Raw genomic sequence first — 15940 nt, forward strand, 5'->3', positions numbered from 1 at the left:
TATCAAAGTCCCGTCGTCGCCCGGCTGGCGAGAGTACAACGCCTGCTCAAGTGCATCCAGAGCGAAGTCCGTGGTCATCGATGAACTGGCGCGCCAGCCACCGATGCGACGGGCGAACACGTCAATCACGAATGCCGCGTGCAGCCAGCCCTGCCACGCCAATACATGGCGAGATCCGACACCCACTGTCGATTTGGCCGCTCAGCCTTGAACCGCCGATCGACCCATCGAGCCTGACGCGTTGGCGTAAGCGCCCGGGCGAAGCGGGCGTTGAAGAATTGCTGGCCGAGACGATCGAAGCCGCAGCGCGGGATTCTGATATCGGCACTGGAATTGAATGGTGAAATTGCCCGGTGTCAACCTTCCGGAACACGGCCGGATGAACATCCACAAGTATGCCCTGCTCGCATTTGCGCGGTGCCTCTCGCGCGGTCGATCGCGGATGGCAGGGCGGAACTGCAGCCATCGTCGCGTACCGACATAACCGCCGTCAGAGGACGCTCATCAGTCAATGGCTGCGGTCACGTTCATCGGCAGACGCCCGGCTCAACCATAACCGCTTAGTGAGTCATTCTGCGCTGATAGTCGTCACAGGTTTCCACTTGGCGCCTTTCACCTGATAGAGCGTCGACGTCGGGTGTTTCAGGTCACCGTACGAATCGAATTCAATCTTCCCCGTGATGCCGTCGTACTGAATAGTTCGCAACGCAGGCATGAATACCTCCGTTTTTGCGGAATTCACCTGTTTCATCGCGTTGATAGCCACCCACGCACAGTCATAGGCGAATGGCGCGTAAGTCAATGTATCCGCACCAAATCTCTTTTTGAATTTTTCCGCAAACGCTTTGCCTTGGGGAAGGGACTCGACAGGCCGTCCATACTCCCACGCCATTGCGCCCTCTGCGGCACTGCCCGCAACTCCGAGGAAGATGCTGTCGGCAATGCCACCACTTCCTACGAACTGCGTCCGCATGCCGAGTTGTCTCATCCGCTTGGTCAGGAGCGCCGCCTGGTTATCAAGGCCGGCAAAGTACAGAAGATCTGCGTTCGCCGCCTTGATGTTAGTGAGCTGCGCGTTGAATTCGACGGCCTTGTCGTTGGTGTATTCCGATGCAACGATATGGCCGCCGGCCGCGATGACTGCTTTCTTGAATTCTTCCACGGCTCCCTGGCCAAATGCCGTGCGGTCGTCCATCACTGCAATGCGCTGCGCCTTGGTGACCGTTACTGCGTACTTTCCTGCATTGCCGGAGTTCTGTGCGTCGGTGGCGATAATACGAAAGACGTTCTTCAGCCCTTGCTTGGTTATGGCTGGGTTCGTGGCAGCCGGGTCTATCAACGGAATGCCCGCCTTGGCAAATATCGGCGAGGAGGGCAACGCAACTCCGGAGTTGTAGTAGCCCACCACGGCGACCACTCCGTCGTCGACGAGTTTCTGGGCTACTTGCACACCAATGCGCGGGTCGCCCTGATCATCGACGGAGTCCAGCTCGAAGCGCACCTCCTGCCCGCCCAGCTTTGTGTGCTGGGCGTTGGCTTCTTGGATGGCGAGGCGAACACCATTCTCGATGTCCTTTCCGTTGGCAGCTCCGGCGCCGGTCAGCGGGGCTGAAACGCCGATCTTCACGACCTGCTGCGCAATCGATTGGCTGCTTGCAAACAACATGGCGACGGCAGTCAGGCCAGTGGCAAAGCATTTTCTAGAGGGGTTAAGCATCACTACACTCCAGGATGTGACAAGAATCGGCGCGAGAGATCAAACACGCCCTGACAAAGCGATTCGACTGGTTACGTTTGGAGCATCCTGCAGCCTGGCAGCCTGCCCGAAAGTGCGATGTTCTCGCTCAAAGCAGTAACAGGAGACCTGGCATTGCAGCGTAGCAAGCCAAATTGACCGCTCAAGCTACATTTTCTGCGCACATTCCCATACCTTTGGTAATGCGAGGCGTTGTGTAGTGTAGTGTTCGCAGATTGGAATCCGAAAGGATGGGACCCGCGACACCATTATTGGCGCGGGTTTGCGGCCATAATGACCTCAATAGCTGGGCGTCAAAACCCTCCGACCCCTGATCGTCGAGGCTGGCTTCCTAGGGAATGTCCTATGGATGCCTTTACGTGCACTGCTCCGCCTGTGCCGACGCGGCGGCACGCGGCGCCCGCTTGCGCGTCGCCAGCCAGCACAGTATCGAGCCGCCGCACACGCAGAACGCACCGGTCCAGAAGCCGGACGAGAGCGATGCATTCAGCAGCAGGGCGGCGAGGCCGGCGGAAATGACCGGAATGAAGTACGACACACCGGCCAGGATCGCGACGTTGCCGCGCATGATGCCGATGTTCCAGGCCGAATAGCCGAAGCCCATTGCCGCAGACGCGAGCACGAAGCAGGCGAGCGCATTGAAGCTGAACACGATCGTGTGCTCGCCGTCGAGCAGGTATTTGATCCACAGCGACAGCGCGACGAGGATGAAGAACGGCGTGATGCCGTTCTTGCCCTTCGCGATCTTGATCGTGACCGTGCAATACGCGGCCCAGATCAGCGAGCCGGCGGAAGCAAGCCCGTAGCTGAGCGGGTTGTCGACGACATTGGCCACCATGCCGGCCGTATCGAAACCGTGCTCGCCGCCGAGCACCCAGCCGACGCCGGCCATCGCGAGGATCACGCCCGGCACGATCAGCAGGTTCGCGCGCTGCCGGAGAAAGAGGATCGCGAACACCATCGTGAAGGTCGGCCACAGGTAATTGACCATGCCGACCTCGATCGCCTGGCGCGCGGTGTGCGCGTTGCCGATCGACAGCGACAGGCACCATTCGTATGCGACGAACAGCACGCTGCCCCACAGCAGGTAGCGGCGCGGGAAATCGTCGAGCCGCGGCAGCCCGGTCGTCACGAGCAGCAGCGCCGCCGCCCCCGTGTAGATCATCGCGGCGCCGCCGGTTGCGCCGAAGCTGTCGCTGACACCGCGAATCAACCCTACCACCGAACTCCATAAAACGATTGCGACGAATCCGATCAGCGTCGCCCTGTTCCTGCTGTTCATGCCTGTTTCCTGCCAATACCGGGTGAATACGTTGCGCCGGGCCGATTGCCCGGCAGATGCGACAAACCGGCCGCGATCGCGCGTGGCGATCGCGGCCGGCATGCGGGTGCTGCGTGTCGATGAGATTATGCGGCGCGGGTCGGGACGTCGATCCAGATGGTCTTGATCTCGGTGTACTGGTCGTGTGCCCAGATCGACTTGTCGCGGCCGCCGAAGCCGGAAGCCTTGTAGCCGCCGAACGGGGTCGTGATGTCGCCTTCGCCGAAACAGTTTACCGTCACCACGCCGGCCTGTATCGACCGCGACAGGTGAATCGCGTTGTTCAGGTTGCTGGTGTAGACCGATGCCGCGAGGCCGTAGACCGAATCGTTCGCGAGCGCGATCGCCTCGTCGGTGTCCGTGAAGGTCGTGACGGCCAGCACCGGCCCGAACACTTCCTCCTGGAACAACGTGTGGTCACGGCTCACGCCGTCCACCACGGTCGGCTCGACGAAGATGCCGTTTTCGGTCGAGCCGCCGAACACCACGTCGAGCTTGTCCGAGCCGGCCTGGTCGAGGAACGAGCGGACCTTGTCGAAGTGCGCCTTGCTGATCAGCGAGCCGACGCGGTGCGCCGGATCGAGCGGGTCGCCCATCTTCCATTCGCGCATCTGCACGCCGATGCGCTCGAGCAGCGCCGATTTGATGTCGGCGTGCACGATCAGGCGCGACGACGCCGAGCAGTTCTCGCCCATGTTCCAGAACGCGCCGTTCACCACATGCTGCGCGACCGCGTCGAGGTCCGCGACGTCGCGCATCACGACGGCCGGGTTTTTGCCGCCGCATTCGAGCACGATGCGCTTCAGGTTCGATTCCGCCGCGTAGTGCAGGAAGCGCCGGCCGGTCGCGGTCGAGCCGGTGAAGCTGACCATCGCGACGTCCGGGTGGCGGCCCAGCGGCTCGCCGACGTCCTTGCCGCCGCCCGGCACCACGTTGAACACGCCGGCCGGCACGCCGGCTTCATGGGCGAGTTCGGCCACGCGCAGCGCGGTCAGCGTGGTTTCCGTCGCCGGCTTCACGACGATCGAGCAGCCCGCCGCGAGCGACGGGCCGATCTTCCACGCCAGCATCAGCAGTGGGAAGTTCCACGGCAGCACGAGGCCGACCACGCCGATCGGCTCGCGCACCACCAGCGCGAGCGCGTTCGAGCCGACCGGCGCGGTGTTGTCGTAGATCTTGTCGATCAGCTCCGCGTGCCAGCGGATCGTGTGGATCGTTTCCGGCACGTCGATGTTCTGGCATTCGCGGATCGGCTTGCCGCTGTCGAGGCTTTCCATCGTCGCCAGTTCGTGCGCGTGCTGTTCGAGCAGGTCCGCGAACTTCAGCAGGATGGACTTGCGCTGCGACGGCGGCAGCTGCCGCCAGCGGCCGTCGGCGAAGGCGGCCTTCGCGCGTGCCACCGCATCGTCCACGTCGCTGGCGTCGCACGCGGCGACATGCGCGAGCACCTGATCGGTGGCCGGGTTGACCGTCGCGAAGGTCTTGCCGGAGTTGGCGGGGCGGAACGCCCCGTCGACGAAGGCCTGAGTCGGCAGCTTCAGTCCGGCCGCGAGGGCCGCGTATTGCGACGCGCTGAGCAGTTCCGCCATCAGGCCTGGCCTCCGACGACCGCCGCGATCTCGCGCTTCACGTCGGCGACGATCTGTTTGAGGGTCGCCTTGTTCGCTTCGTCGAGCGGCTGCAGCGGTGCGCGCACGCCGCCGCTGCGCAGGCCGGCGAGTTCGCTGCCGTACTTGATCGACTGCACGAACTTGCCCGCGTCCTCGAGGAAATCCATCAGCGGCATCATCGCCGACATGATGCGGCGGCCCTTGCGGAAGTCGTTCTCGACCACGCACGCCTGGTGCAGCGCGACGTGTTCCGCCGGCAGGAAGTTCGAGCCCGCGCAAACCCAGCTGCTCGCACCCCACGCGAAGAATTCGAGCGCCTGGTCGTCCCAGCCGCACGACACGCTGATGTTCGGGAATTCGCGCGCGAGCATGTGCAGCTGGCTGGTGCTGCCCGAGCTTTCCTTGATCGCGACGAAGTTCTTCGACGCGGCGGTGACGGTGCGGAAGAACTCGCGGCCCATCGACACACCCATGCGCGCCGGGTAGTTGTAGAGCATCACCGGCAGGTCGGCGGCGCGGTCCACCGCGATTGCATGCGCGGCGTTTTCCTGCTCGGTCGGCAGCGCGTACGGCGGCGAGCCGACCAGGATCGCATCAGCCTTGATGTCCTTCGCCGATTTCGCGTATTCGATCGAATCCTCGGTGCGGATCGCGCCGGGGCCGATCACGAGCGGCACGCGCGTGCCGATCACCTGCTTCGCGTACGTGCCGAGCTCGATGCGCTCCTGCATCGTGTGCGCATAGTACTCGCCGGTCGAGCCGCCGATGATGATGCCGTGCACGCCGGCGCCGATCAGGTATTCGAGGACCTCGGCGAACGCCGCCTTGTCGATGCCGCCTTCGGCGGTCAGGGGCGTGATGGCCGGCGTGTAGATGCCGTTGAATTGCATGGTGTGCTCCCGCTGGAATGAAAGTAAGCGTTGCGTGGGTAATGCCGACGCCGCGACGGGCGCGGCGTGCGTGAAATGCGTGTCAATGACTGAGCGAGGCGGCTTCCTGCAGCGACAGCGATGCCGTTTCGGGTGCGAGCGCGACCGAGGCCAGCAGGCCGACGAACGACACGGCCGCCGCCGCGTACATCGTGTTGCCGATGCCGATGTTCTGCAGCGCGATCGGGACGAGCCACGTGCCGACCGCCGCGCCGATGCGCGACAGCGACGCGCCCATGCCGACCGCGAACGCGCGGATGTCGGTCGGGAAGATTTCGTTCGGATAGACGAGCTGCAGCACCTGCGCGCCGCCGATCAGCAACGCGTATGCACCGAACAGTACGAGGATCAGCAGGGCCGAGCCATTCGAGCACGCGCCGAGCGCCAGCAGCGCGAGCGCGGACCACAGGAAGCTGTGGATCACCAGCGCGCGGCGGCCGAGCGTATTGATGACGCGCGTGGCGAGCGCGCAGCCGACCACGAACAGCAGTGTGATGGCGACCGAACCGTACGCTTCCCAGTCGCCTTCGAGGTGCAGCGCCTGCAGCACACGCGGCGCGAACGAGTAGACCGCGAACACCGGGATCACCGAGCAGGTCCAGAACAGCACCACGAACAGCATCCGCTTGCCGTAGCCCGAGTGCAGCAGCGCGCCGAGCGAGATCTTCTGGTCGACCGGCTCTTCCGGCAGGTTGCGGATCGAGAACGACGGGCCGTACACCTTGCGGATCACCGCGTCGGCTTCCGCCTTGCGGCCCTTGTTGAGCAGCCAGCGCGGCGATTCCGGCGTGCCGATGCGCACCAGGAACAGCGCGACGCCGATCACGGCCGGGCTCGCCAGCACCCAGCGCCACGCGTCGGGGCCGCCTTGCGCGAGCAGGACGTTGCCGACGATGTACGCGAGCGCCGCGCCGAAGAACCAGATGATCGTCAGCAGCGCGAGGCGCGGGCCGCGGTACTTGCGCGGCATGAATTCGGTCAGCAGCGAGCCGGCCACCGGGTACTCGATGCCGACGCCAATGCCGGTGATGAAGCGCAGCACGAACAGCGCCTCGCCCGATTGCACCCAGAACTGCGCGATCGAACAGACGATGAATATCACGGGGCCGAAGAAGTAGGGCCGGCGGCGGCCCATCAGGTCGGTCAGCCAGCCGCCGAGGAAGCCGCCGACGAAGATGCCGAGCAACGCCGACGCGGCGATCATGCCTTCCCAGAAGCTGGTCAGGTGCAGCGCGGCCGAGAACTGCACCATGGCTACGCCGATGATGCTGAGCACGTAGCCGTCCATGAGCCAGCCGCCGCCCGAGCGCACGGTGAGCAGCTGGTGAAATCGGTTGAGGGGTACGTCTTCGATGGATACCGTCGTTTTTGCCATTGGCAGTCGTCTCCTTCCTTCCTGATGAAATGGGCGCGATCTCCGTGGGGCGCGCGGTGTTGGCGCGGTGCCCGATCGCTGAATCGTGGATTTGGGTGGGGGGCGTTCGGTGTGGCCGGTTCAGCTCTCCAGGCCCGCCTTGCGCTGGCCCCACCAGAGCGTCGCGTTGACGCCGGCCGACAGGAACGGCTCGGGCGGCGTGCGGTTCGGGCCCGACGTCGCCAGCAGGAAATCGGTCAGCGCATCGCGCTTGCCGGCCAGCCAGTCGGCGAGCAGCGTGCCCGTCACCGTGCCGCGCGTGATGCCGAGGCCGTTGCAGCAGAGCGCGCCATAGACGTTCGGCGCGAGCTGGCCGAAGAAGCCCTTGTGGTTCTGCGACAGCGCAAGCGAGCCGCTCCACGTGTAGTCGAACTCGACGTCCGGCAGCATCGGGAAGCGGCGCTCGAACGAGAGCCGGTGGCGCGCGAGCGCGCGTTCCCGATGACGGTCGTTCGGGCGGCCGTTCGGATTGAAGCTGAAGCTGTTGCGGATCAGGATGCGGTTGTCGTGGGTGCGGCGCACCGTGCTGCCGAAAGGGTCGGCCGGAATCACGCCCCAGAACGGCTGGCCGCCCAGTCGCGCCTGCTCGGCGCCGGTCAGCGGCCGCGTGAGGCTCGCGTACAGGAACACCGGCAGCATCGTGCGCTGGAGGAAGCCGAAGCGCATGCCGAACGCGTTGTTCGAGAGCACCAGCTTGTCGACGACGATGCGGCCGCCGGCATGCCCGAGCACGATCTTGTCGCCGTATTCGACGTCGGTGATCGGCGTGTGCTCGTGCAGCGTGACGTTCGGCGGCAGGCTGTCGGCCAGACCCTTCACCAGCGCCGACGGCTGCAGCAGCATCGTGCCGGGCGTGAACAGCCCCTTGCGGTAGAAGCCGGTGCCGATATGCGCGGGCAGATCCTTGCCTTCGATCACTTCGTACGGCTGGCCGAGCTTGTCGAGACCGCGCCGGTAAGCGTCGAGCACCGCGACGCCGCGCGGTTCGACGGCCGCCTGGTACTTGCCCGACGCGCGCAGGTGGCAATCGATCCCGTGCTCGTCGACCAGCGCGCGCAGGATCGACTGGCCGAGCAGGTTCAGTTGCAGGGTCGTCTTCGCCGTATCGATGTCGCCGATGTAGTCGTCCGCGCCGATGTCGTGTGGCAGGTCGATCGCGAAGCCCGCATTGCGCCCCGACGTGCCGAAGCCGACTTCCTGCGCATCGACCAGCACGACTTCGTCGTCCGGGAAGTTCAGCGCGAGCTGGCGCGCCGCGGCGAGCCCGGTGAAGCCGGCGCCGATCACGCCCCAGCGCGCCTTCGTGGTGCCGGTGTGGCACGGCCGCGGCACGCGCGGCGGGCTGGTGTGGTACCAGCCGCACGCCTCGTCGTCGGCAGGCAGCGCGCCGACCCTGACCTTGCGCGCATCGCGTTGAGGCTGCGCAACCGCTTCTACCGTCGGCGAAGTAACCCTAAGCATTCCTGAATCCAGTGTCTCGTTGATTGAAACGACACGTGCGTGCGAATGCGCCCGTGTCCTTATTGGTGATGTCAGCCCTTGGCCGTGCCGGTGATGGGGGCGATGGCGTCGGGCCGTCGGCGGCGGTGTCCTGGTGCGCCATCCGCCTGTCCGGAAAGAATTATGTTGCCGTGCGTCTAATAAACTATACTTAGTAGACAAACTATAGTCTAACAATCGGATCGCGGGAATTGAGGGTTAACCCGCGACACATCGAGACGCACGACTGACGATGGAGGGAGACGGAGAAGAGGGGGAGCCGGCCGCGCGACGCATCGGATGCGGTGGCGGCGAGTTCTTCAAAACGGGAAGGAGGAGGCGACGGCGCACGCATCGCGCGCGGGCCGTTGGGACAGGGGGCAGCGCTAGCCATGGCCCCGGGCGGGGCCGTATAGTACGCGCTTCAGATTGACGAGGGCGTTATGAAAGGAACGGGTGGGGAGTCGGCACCGGCGGACGTGGCACAAACGGTCGATCGCAAGTCGGCCTTGGGCGAGGCATTGCGGCGCCGGATCGTGAACATGGAGCTGGCGCCGGGCGCGCTGATCGACGAGGCGGCGCTGGCCGACGAGTTCGGCATGTCGCGGCCGCCGATTCGCGAGCTGATCCGGCAGATGGCCGCGGAAGGCTATATCGAGCTGGAGACGAATCGGGCGCCGCGCGTCACGTCGATGAATTTCCAGTCGCTGCGCAGCTTCTTCATTGCCGCGCCGGTCATCTATATCGCGACCACCCAGCTGGCGGCGCTGAACGCGACGCCCGACGACATCGCGCGGCTGCGGACGATACAGGCGCATTTTCGCGCCGCGATCGAAAGCGGCAACGTCGCGAACCGCGTGTTCTACAACGACGAATTCCATCTCGAGATCGGCCGAATCGCGCAGAACGATTACCTGATGCCGAGCCTGCGCCGCCTGCTGATCGATCACGCGCGGCTCGGGAAGATGTTCTACCGCTATCCGACGACGGACACGATGCAGCACACCCTCGAAAGTGCCGTCGTCCAGCACGACCAGATCATCGATGCGCTCGAGCGGCAGGACGCCGACGCGGCGGGGCAACTGGTCCGCGACCACTTCGAGCTGTCGCGCCGCCGGATGACCGAGTACGCCGCGCCGCAGGGAATGGCGGTTGCCGTGAACCTCAGCGATCCGGTGTTGGCGCAAGACAAGAGATAGCGCAAGAGGGGTCCATGGTGTCATGGTCGCCAATTAGCTGGCGGACCGGCAATCATCTGCGCTGCGAGCCGGCAGGCGACTTTGCAACGGAGGCCCGCTGGATTCACCGTACGACGCATCGCATCTTGTATTGGAGGCATTCCCCATTATCTCTTCCGATAATGGCGGCGCGGCGGGCGCTCTATCGAGAGTGGCGTCATCGCGACGCCGCTTCGACGCCGCCGTTGCTAGCCGTCAGTCTGACTCGCAAGCTGCAATATTCAAATAATTGAAAGGTTTGCGATGAGACGACCCGCGGGCAGCCGGTGGGGCTGCAGACGACGGGTTCGTCGACGCAGCGTACGACCTCAGTTTTGAGAGTGAATGCCATGTCGAAGAAGCAGCTATTTGCAGACAGACTCCTCGGGGTGACTTTGATTTCCACGCAAATTTCCGGTGTGGGGCACCTAAGCCTGGCGCGGACCTGCCTTGCGTCCCTTTATAAATTGCTTTTGCAATCAAACACCTGCTGACTACCCTGCGTGGCCAATTTGCAGATTGAACCGCCCCGGGTTTGGTGTAAGCGTCATTTCGTGACCGCATGGACAGAGCCTAAGGCGGTGTCCAAGGCTGGTCGTTCAGCAGGTCAAGCACCCGGGTCCAGTCGAACGGCAGCAGCGCTTCGTAGTCGAGAGCGCGCGCGGCCATGCTGTCGCCGAACCGATCCCGCACACGTGCACACGCGTCGCTCATCTCTGGCTCGACGCCGCCCTCGCGCAGCGTGTCGCACACTTCCCGCATCTCCGCCGCACGCCGGCGGCCGTGCTCGGCGACACGGCTGATGAACACGTGCGGTGCGAACGCGCGCGCGGCGGCGGGCAGTTTTTCCGACTGGAACAGTTCGCTGTCGATCCGGACGAAATCCGCGATGTGCTTCGGACGTTCATGCATGCTGCTTGCCGCTCCCTGAGTAACGTGGGCCAATCAGCGAAAGGCTAGGCAGAAACCTGCCGATGCGGGCAGCGAAAAAGCGTGACCGGCTTGGCATTGGCCGCCATCTGCGTGCCGCGGTTGCCGTTCGGCCCGCAGCCCGCCCGCGAACCGCGCGGTCTTCACGGGCACTGCCCCGCCCACGCCGGCGCGGCCGGCCGCGGTCATCACGTCCAAAGCCGCTCGCGCAATCGCGGGCCTGATTTCTCGGTAGTTTCCCTTAAGTCCTCGCGTCGGGATTTTCCCCTAGCGGACGCTGCCGCGCGCTGCACGCGCCGCCGGGCCGCCGTTCCCGAAAAATACCGCACAGCCGCGCCGGCATTGCGTTTCGCATTTTTCGCACCGTTTTGCGGCGATCACCCCTTTTCGCCCCGAAACGATGCATTACCAAAGGTATGGAAAAGCGCACAGAAAATGTATCTGGAGCGACGAAATTGGATTGATACGCTGCAATCACTGAATCAGCGCCGTCAACCACGCGATAGCGGCATCGACCTCGGCAGCAAACGGGCAATCGATGGCGACACGTGCGAAGTTCGCGGTTTCCGTTACCAGTTAGTCGGGATGACAGAATGGCCCCAAATCTGACGTTTGCACCGGGCGACGTACTTCCCCCCGGAGCAATCCACACCGACGGTGCGCCGTCGGTCGCCCGGTCGAGTACCGCGACCGGAACCGACATCCTGACCGTCAAGCACCTGTCGAAGATTTTCGGTCCGAAGCCCGAGCGTGCGATCGAGATGATGAAGCGCGGCATCGGGCGCAACGAGATCTTCGCCGAAACCGGCAACATGGTGGCGGTCGACGACGTGAGCCTGAGCGTGCGGGCCGGCGAGATCTTCGTGATCATGGGCCTGTCGGGCTCCGGCAAATCGACGCTGGTGCGACTGCTCAACCGCCTGATCGAACCGACGGCCGGGCAGGTGGTGCTCGAAGGCCGCGACATCGCACCGATGTCGACGCCGGAACTGCGCGACGTGCGGCGCCAGAAGATGGCGATGGTGTTCCAGTCGTTCGCACTGCTGCCGAACCGGACCGTGATCGACAACATCGCATACGGGCTCGAGGTCGCGGGGATCAAGAAGGCGCAGCGCTACGAAGTTGCGCGTGCCGCGCTGGAGCGCGTCGGCCTGGGTTCGTACGAGAAGCTGCTGCCGAGCGAGTTGTCCGGCGGCATGCAGCAGCGCGTGGGGCTGGCCCGCGCACTGGCGGTGAATCCGTCGGTGCTGCTGATGGACGAGGCATTCTCCGCGCTCGATCCGCTGATCCGCTTCGAAATGCAGAACGAACTGCTGCGCCTGCAGAAGGAGGAGCAGCGCACGATCGTGTTCATTTCCCACGACATCGAGGAAGCGGAGAAGATCGGCGGCCGCATCGGCATCATGAAGGACGGCTGCCTGATCCAGGTCGGCACGCCGGCCGAACTGATCCAGACACCGGCGGATGCGTACGTGCAGGACTTTTTCCGCAACGTCGACGTGTCGCGCTTCCTGAAGGCATCCAGCATGATGACGCAGGTCGAGCGCGGGCTGCTTCGATGCGATGCCGGCACGTCGTCCGACCGCTACCTGAACCAGCTGATCGACAGCGGCGCGGAATGCGGTTACGTGTGCGACGAGGCCGGCCACTATCTGGGCTGCGTCACGGCCGCCACGCTGCACCGGTCCGGCACGCGGCCGATCCGCGAGGCATTCATCGATGACGTCAACGCGGTGTCGATCGATACGGATCTTCACCAGCTCGCGTCGATCGCGCTGACCCAGGATCACGACGTGCCGGTGACGGACGCGGCGGGACAACTGGCGGGCGTCGTGTCCTGCCGGACGATACTCAAGCAGATGATGCAACGGAGGGCAGCATGAATTCGTCGGTGATCGGGAAGTTCGCGGAAAATTTCGTCAACTTTCTGTTTCTGCATTTCCGCGGTGGCTTCGACACCTTCTCGGCGGGGCTCGGCGCGGTCGTGAAGCTGCTCGAGGACGGGCTCGCCGCCGTGCCGTTCATCGCGATGGTCGTGATCCTGGTCGGACTCGCGCTGTGGCGCCGCGGCATCGTGTTCTCGATCTTCGTCGGCCTCGCGCTGCTTGTCATTCACTACATGGGCCTGTGGGCGCAGACGGTCTCGACCCTCGCGCTCGTTACCGCGGCGACGTTCTTCAGCCTCGTGATCGGTGTCCCGCTGGGCATCTGGGGGGCGCGCAACAACCGGATCGGCATGATCCTGCGCTCGCTGCTCGACTTCATGCAGACGATGCCCGCGTTCGTGTACCTGATCCCGGCCGTGATCCTGTTCGGCCTCGGACGCGTGCCGGCGGTGATCGCGACGATCGTGTTCGCGATGCCGCCCGTCGTGCGGCTGACGACGCTCGGTATCCGGCAGGTCCGCGAGGAACTGATCGAGGCCGGCCGCTCGTTCGGCAGCACCGACTGGCAGCTGCTCTGGAAGATCCAGCTGCCGAACGCGTTGCCGTCGATCATGGCCGGCGTGAACCAGACGATCATGATGGCGCTGTCGATGGTGGTGGTCGCATCGATGATCGGCGCGGGCGGCCTCGGCGAATACGTGCTGAGCGGGATCCAGCGTCTCGACATCGGGATTGGATTCGAAGGCGGGCTGGGCGTCGTGCTGCTCGCAATCGTGCTGGACCGCCTGACCGAGAGCTTCGGCGTGAAGGCGAAGAAGAAGGTGAAGAAGCCGATGGTGCGTGCCGGCAAGGCGGGCCCGCGTGGCGCCGCACGCACCTGACGGATGCGGCAGTCGGAGGCAATTGAAGGACGATGAAGCGCCGCGGCCACGGTGCCGCGGCGGAGCCGGTGTAGCAGTGCGTGGAGACCAGAAACGCCGATCGAAGGCGTTCCTCATCCTTGAAAGACTCGCGTGATTAAAAAGGAGTACTAGATGAATACCCATACGTTCAAGTCGCTTCTGGCGAAACTTGCGGTATCGACGGTGGTTGCCTGCAGCGCAGGTGTGGGCGCAGTGTCGGCTGCCGAGCCGGTCAAGATTGCGGTCACCAACTGGGCGGACGTGCTCGCGGTGGCCAACGTCGCGAAGTACGTGCTCGAGACGCAGCTCAAGCAGCCGGTGCAGTTCGTGCAGGCCGACATCGGCATCCAGTACCAAGGCGTCGCGCGCGGCGATCTCGACATCATGGTCGGCGGCTGGCTGCCGGTCACCCACGGCACGTACTACGCGAAGTACAAGAATGACCTGGATGACGTGGGCATCATCTACACCGGCGGCAAGAACGGCTGGGCCGTGCCGACCTACGTTCCGGAATCGGAGCTGTCGTCGATCGCCGACCTGAACAAGCCGGAAGTCAAGAGCAAGCTGAACGGCACGATCCAGGGCATCGAGCCGGGCGGTGGCCTGATGCAGGCGTCGGAGAAGACGATCAAGGCCTACAACCTGGAAGGCTACAACCTCCAGGCATCGAGCGAGGCCGGGATGCTGGCCAGCGTGTCGCGTGCGTACCAGTCGAAGCAATGGATCGTCGCGACGGTCTGGAGCCCGCACTGGCTGTTCCAGAAATGGCAGATGCGTTACCTGAAGGACCCGAAGGGCACGCTGGGCGGTGAAGAACAGGTCCACGCGTTCGCGTCGAAGAAGTTCGCCGGCAAGTTCCCGCGCGCCGACGTGTTCTTCAAGCACCTGAAGCTGACGCTGGCCGACGTCGAAGCCATCGAGTTCGAAGGCAACAGCACGAACGACTACGCGACCGCCGCGAAGAAGTTCGTCGACGCCCATCCGGACAAGCTGAAGGCCTGGCTGCAGCAGTAAGGCCACGCGCCGGTCATGCGGACGACGCGATCCGCGTCGGGCGCGCATGCCGGCCGATGCCGGCGGCCGGGGCCGTCACGACGGCGCCGGCCTTGCAATGTGCGGTACAGGCAATCCACACAGCACGTAACGAATCGCGTCGCGGAGTCACAAGTGAACGAGAACGCCCGATTTTTTGCCGAAACGCTCCAGAGCCGGGATCCGGTGATCGCATCGGAAATCGCATTGGAGCTGCGTCGCCAGCAGACGCAGATCGAACTGATCGCGTCCGAAAACATCGCATCCGCGGCGGTGCTGGAAGCACAGGGCACCGTGTTGACGAACAAGTACGCGGAAGGTTATCCGTCGCGCCGGTACTACGGCGGTTGCGACCATGTCGACCGGATCGAGGCGCTCGCGATCGATCGCGCGTGCGCGCTGTTCGACGCGAGCCACGCAAACGTGCAGCCGCATTCGGGCGCGCAGGCCAACGGCGCGGTGATGCTTGCGCTTGTCAAGCCGGGCGACACGGTGATGGGGATGTCGCTCGATGCAGGCGGCCACCTGACGCACGGCGCGCGTCCCGCGCTGTCGGGAAAGTGGTTCAACGCAGTGCAGTACGGCGTGAGCCCGGACACGCTGCGCATTGATTACGACGACGTGCGCCGGCTCGCGCAGCGTCATCGCCCGAAGCTGATCATCGCCGGCTACTCCGCATATCCGCGCGCGCTCGACTTCGCCGCGTTCCGCGAGATCGCGGACAGCGTCGATGCGAAGCTGATGGTCGACATGGCGCATATCGCCGGCATCGTCGCGGCCGGCCGGCATCAGAACCCGGTGCCGTTCGCCGACGTCGTGACGTCGACCACGCACAAGACGCTGCGCGGTCCGCGCGGCGGCTTCATCCTGACGAACCGAGCCGACGTCGCGAAGCAGATCAATTCGGCGGTCTTTCCGGGGCTGCAGGGCGGCCCGCTGATGCATGTCGTCGCCGGCAAGGCGGTGGCCTTCGCGGAAGCGCTGCGCCCGGAGTTCACCCGCTATATCGACCAGATGCTGCGCAACGCGCAGACGCTCGCGCAGGTGCTGACGGCCGGCGGCCTGACGCTCGTCACCGGCGGCACCGACAACCACCTGCTGCTGGTCGACCTGCGCGCGCGGCGCATAACCGGCATGCAGGCCGAGAAGGCGCTGGAGCGTGCCGGCATCACCTGCAACAAGAACGGGATTCCGTTCGATACGGAAAACCCGACCGTCACGTCCGGAATCAGGCTCGGCACACCGGCCGGCACGACGCGCGGCTTCGGCCCCGCGCAGTTCGAGCAGATCGGCGACATGATCCTCGCGGTCCTGGCGGCGCTCGAGCGCAATCCGGACGGCGACGAGGCCGTCGAGCGGTCGGTGCGGACCCGCGTGCGCGACCTGTGCAGCCAGTTTCCCATTTACGCGCATGCGGAGGCGTTCGCCTGATTCCTGAATCGGGCCGGGGCCGTGGCATTGTCC

The 15940-nt window shown here is 64.6% G+C and carries 13 protein-coding genes and 1 pseudogene; 6 read left to right on the top strand and 8 right to left on the bottom strand.

Features of this window, described 5'->3' with window-relative positions:
• From U5A56_RS35265 to U5A56_RS35295, 7 genes and pseudogenes are all read right to left on the bottom strand, one after another.
• Positions 1-224, bottom strand: a pseudogene (locus U5A56_RS35265) (DDE-type integrase/transposase/recombinase); the annotation flags it as partial.
• 344 nt (positions 225-568) lie between these two features.
• The gene (locus tag U5A56_RS35270; RefSeq protein WP_257775787.1) at positions 569-1717 is read right to left on the bottom strand and encodes a branched-chain amino acid ABC transporter substrate-binding protein; all 1149 of its coding nucleotides are present in this window, start codon (positions 1715-1717) and stop codon (positions 569-571) included.
• Between the two features lie 394 nt (positions 1718-2111).
• A complete protein-coding gene (gene yddG / locus U5A56_RS35275; RefSeq protein ID WP_257775786.1) occupies positions 2112-3038 on the bottom strand; it encodes an aromatic amino acid DMT transporter YddG in 927 nt (308 codons plus the stop codon).
• A 125-nt stretch (positions 3039-3163) separates the two neighbouring features.
• Entirely contained in the window at positions 3164-4666 is a 1503-nt protein-coding gene (locus U5A56_RS35280; RefSeq protein WP_257775785.1) for an aldehyde dehydrogenase, read from the bottom strand.
• Positions 4666-5577, bottom strand: a complete 912-nt coding sequence (locus tag U5A56_RS35285) for a dihydrodipicolinate synthase family protein (RefSeq protein WP_257775784.1) — start codon at positions 5575-5577, stop codon at positions 4666-4668. The genes U5A56_RS35280 and U5A56_RS35285 overlap by 1 nt, the downstream gene beginning before the upstream one ends.
• A gap of 82 nt (positions 5578-5659) precedes the next feature.
• Entirely contained in the window at positions 5660-6991 is a 1332-nt protein-coding gene (locus U5A56_RS35290) for an MFS transporter (RefSeq protein WP_257775783.1), read from the bottom strand.
• A gap of 120 nt (positions 6992-7111) precedes the next feature.
• A complete protein-coding gene (locus U5A56_RS35295; RefSeq protein ID WP_257775789.1) occupies positions 7112-8314 on the bottom strand; it encodes an NAD(P)/FAD-dependent oxidoreductase in 1203 nt (400 codons plus the stop codon).
• A gap of 638 nt (positions 8315-8952) precedes the next feature.
• On the opposite strand from U5A56_RS35295, the gene U5A56_RS35300 reads away from it, so the two are divergent.
• Entirely contained in the window at positions 8953-9708 is a 756-nt protein-coding gene (locus tag U5A56_RS35300) for a GntR family transcriptional regulator (protein WP_257775782.1), read from the top strand.
• Positions 9709-10299: 591 nt separating this feature from the next.
• On the opposite strand, the gene U5A56_RS35305 is transcribed toward U5A56_RS35300, so the two are convergent.
• Entirely contained in the window at positions 10300-10638 is a 339-nt protein-coding gene (locus U5A56_RS35305; protein WP_257775781.1) for a DUF1932 domain-containing protein, read from the bottom strand.
• Between the two features lie 81 nt (positions 10639-10719).
• Here U5A56_RS35305 and U5A56_RS35310 point away from each other — a divergent pair, with 81 nt between their 5' ends.
• The 5 genes from U5A56_RS35310 (at position 10720) to glyA (ending at position 15907) form a co-directional block, all read left to right on the top strand.
• The gene (locus U5A56_RS35310; protein ID WP_257775780.1) at positions 10720-11265 is read left to right on the top strand and encodes a hypothetical protein; all 546 of its coding nucleotides are present in this window, start codon (positions 10720-10722) and stop codon (positions 11263-11265) included.
• Positions 11250-12539 (top strand): quaternary amine ABC transporter ATP-binding protein, encoded by a 1290-nt coding sequence (locus U5A56_RS35315; protein WP_257775779.1) that lies wholly within the window; start codon positions 11250-11252, stop codon positions 12537-12539. The genes U5A56_RS35310 and U5A56_RS35315 overlap by 16 nt, the downstream gene beginning before the upstream one ends.
• Positions 12536-13423, top strand: coding sequence for an ABC transporter permease (locus tag U5A56_RS35320; protein WP_257775778.1), 888 nt, complete (start codon positions 12536-12538; stop codon positions 13421-13423). The genes U5A56_RS35315 and U5A56_RS35320 overlap by 4 nt, the downstream gene beginning before the upstream one ends.
• 153 nt (positions 13424-13576) lie before the next feature.
• Positions 13577-14458, top strand: a complete 882-nt coding sequence (locus U5A56_RS35325) for a glycine betaine ABC transporter substrate-binding protein (RefSeq protein ID WP_257775777.1) — start codon at positions 13577-13579, stop codon at positions 14456-14458.
• A 153-nt stretch (positions 14459-14611) separates the two neighbouring features.
• Entirely contained in the window at positions 14612-15907 is a 1296-nt protein-coding gene (glyA, locus tag U5A56_RS35330) for a serine hydroxymethyltransferase (RefSeq protein WP_257775776.1), read from the top strand.
• The last annotated feature ends 33 nt before the right edge of the window (positions 15908-15940 follow it).

This window comes from Burkholderia sp. BCC1998 (genome assembly GCF_905339875.1).
GTDB lineage: Bacteria > Pseudomonadota > Gammaproteobacteria > Burkholderiales > Burkholderiaceae > Burkholderia.

What these genes read in the sequence shown, in the direction of transcription:
- U5A56_RS35290 (WP_257775783.1), bottom strand. Translation starts at nt 6,991, where the DNA reads ATGGCAAAAACGACGGTATCCATCGAAGACGTACCCCTCAACCGATTT.
- U5A56_RS35315 (WP_257775779.1), top strand. Translation starts at nt 11,250, where the DNA reads ATGGCCCCAAATCTGACGTTTGCACCGGGCGACGTACTTCCCCCCGGA.
- U5A56_RS35305 (WP_257775781.1), bottom strand. Translation starts at nt 10,638, where the DNA reads ATGCATGAACGTCCGAAGCACATCGCGGATTTCGTCCGGATCGACAGC.
- U5A56_RS35300 (WP_257775782.1), top strand. Translation starts at nt 8,953, where the DNA reads ATGAAAGGAACGGGTGGGGAGTCGGCACCGGCGGACGTGGCACAAACG.
- U5A56_RS35285 (WP_257775784.1), bottom strand. Translation starts at nt 5,577, where the DNA reads ATGCAATTCAACGGCATCTACACGCCGGCCATCACGCCCCTGACCGCC.
- U5A56_RS35325 (WP_257775777.1), top strand. Translation starts at nt 13,577, where the DNA reads ATGAATACCCATACGTTCAAGTCGCTTCTGGCGAAACTTGCGGTATCG.
- U5A56_RS35280 (WP_257775785.1), bottom strand. Translation starts at nt 4,666, where the DNA reads ATGGCGGAACTGCTCAGCGCGTCGCAATACGCGGCCCTCGCGGCCGGA.
- U5A56_RS35270 (WP_257775787.1), bottom strand. Translation starts at nt 1,717, where the DNA reads ATGCTTAACCCCTCTAGAAAATGCTTTGCCACTGGCCTGACTGCCGTC.
- U5A56_RS35320 (WP_257775778.1), top strand. Translation starts at nt 12,536, where the DNA reads ATGAATTCGTCGGTGATCGGGAAGTTCGCGGAAAATTTCGTCAACTTT.
- yddG (WP_257775786.1), bottom strand. Translation starts at nt 3,038, where the DNA reads ATGAACAGCAGGAACAGGGCGACGCTGATCGGATTCGTCGCAATCGTT.